Origin of the sequence: Streptomyces aurantiacus JA 4570, from assembly GCF_000414115.1 — a bacterium.
Classification (GTDB): domain Bacteria; phylum Actinomycetota; class Actinomycetes; order Streptomycetales; family Streptomycetaceae; genus Streptomyces; species Streptomyces aurantiacus_A.
Map to the genome: position 1 here is coordinate 1 of NZ_AOPZ01000523.1, position 1,259 is coordinate 1,259.

Sequence of the window (1,259 nt, forward strand, 5' to 3'; positions counted from 1 at the left end):
GCGGGCGGGGGCACCGCCGCCGGTCGTGGTGGTCGGCGTGGCGGGCGGCTGGGCGGCGGCCGCGTCGGGCCTTCGGCACGCGGCGGAGACGGCCACGGCGGCGCACGGCCTGCCGGACCGGGACTGGTACGACGCGCGGCGCCTGGACATCGACCTGCTCCTGTGGCGGCTGCACCAGCACGACACCGCCGCGCTCGCCGCGTTCGTGGACCGCGCGATCGGCCCGCTGCGCGACCACGACCGGCGCTCCAAGCCGCCGCTCCTGCCCACCCTGCAGACGTATCTGGCGCACGCGGGCCGCAAGGCGGAGACCGCGCGCGAGCTGCATCTGAACCGCCAGACGCTGTACAACCGCCTGGCCCGGATCGGCGAGCTGCTCGGCACGGACCTGGACGACCCGCAGACGGTGCTCGCCCTGAGCCTGGCGCTGCGGGCGCGGAGGCATGTGGCGTAGCCGGACGTCGCCGGGCGCCGCCGCCGAACCAGTACTCAGTACGAGGTGAGCGGCTGGGTCAACTCGTCGTAGACGCTCAGCACTTGAGTGACCGTTTCGTCCTCGGTGGGCCAGGTCGCGGCCTGGGCGGTGCCCTTGTCCTTCAGCTCCCGGCGGCGCCCGTCGTCGGCGAGGAGGCGGACGACGGCGTCGGCGAGGGCCCCGGGGTCGCCGTAGGGGACGAGTTCGGCGGCGTCGCCGACGAGTTCGGGGATGCCGCCGACGGCGGTGGCGACGAGCGGCACGCGCGCGTGCAGGGCCTCCTGGGCGAGCAGGGCGCGGGACTCCCACTGGCTCGGCAGCACCACGAGGTCGGCGGCGGCGAGGAGTTCCGGCACGTCCTCGCGCCGTCCGATGAGCCGCGCGGGCAGGCCCTCGGCATCGATGCGGGCCTGCAGCGCGGCGCGCAGCGGCCCCTCCCCCGCGACGACGAGCAGCGGCAGCGGTACGAGCCCGCTCCAGGAGTGCGCGGCGTCCAGCAGGACGTCGTAGCCGCGGTGGGCGTCCAGGGTGCCGACGGCGAGCAGCAAGGGGCGGTCCACGGCGCCGAGTTCGGCGCGGATCTTGTGGCGCGGCCCGTCGGGCTCGGCGTCCGCGTCGTCGTCGCGGCGTGCCGTGGGCAGGGCGACGGGGGCGAGGCGGGCGTCGCGCGCGCCCCGGCCGCGGGCCCGGTCGACAAGGTCGGAGGAGGTGCCGAGGACCACGGCGGCGGCCTTGGCGACGCGCCGCTCCAGGACCCGCAGGACGTGGGCGCGGGCGCCCGCGG

General features: G+C 77.2%; 2 protein-coding genes. One reads left to right on the top strand and one right to left on the bottom strand.

The window, feature by feature from the left end; translation table 11 throughout:
• Positions 1 to 454: PucR family transcriptional regulator (locus tag STRAU_RS37060; protein ID WP_037664464.1), on the top strand; the 454-nt coding region annotated here is incomplete at its 5' end.
• 35 nt (positions 455 to 489) lie between these two features.
• On the opposite strand, the gene STRAU_RS37065 is transcribed toward STRAU_RS37060, so the two are convergent.
• The coding region (locus STRAU_RS37065) for a glycosyltransferase (RefSeq protein ID WP_037664468.1) at positions 490 to 1,259 on the bottom strand (770 nt) is incomplete at its 5' end.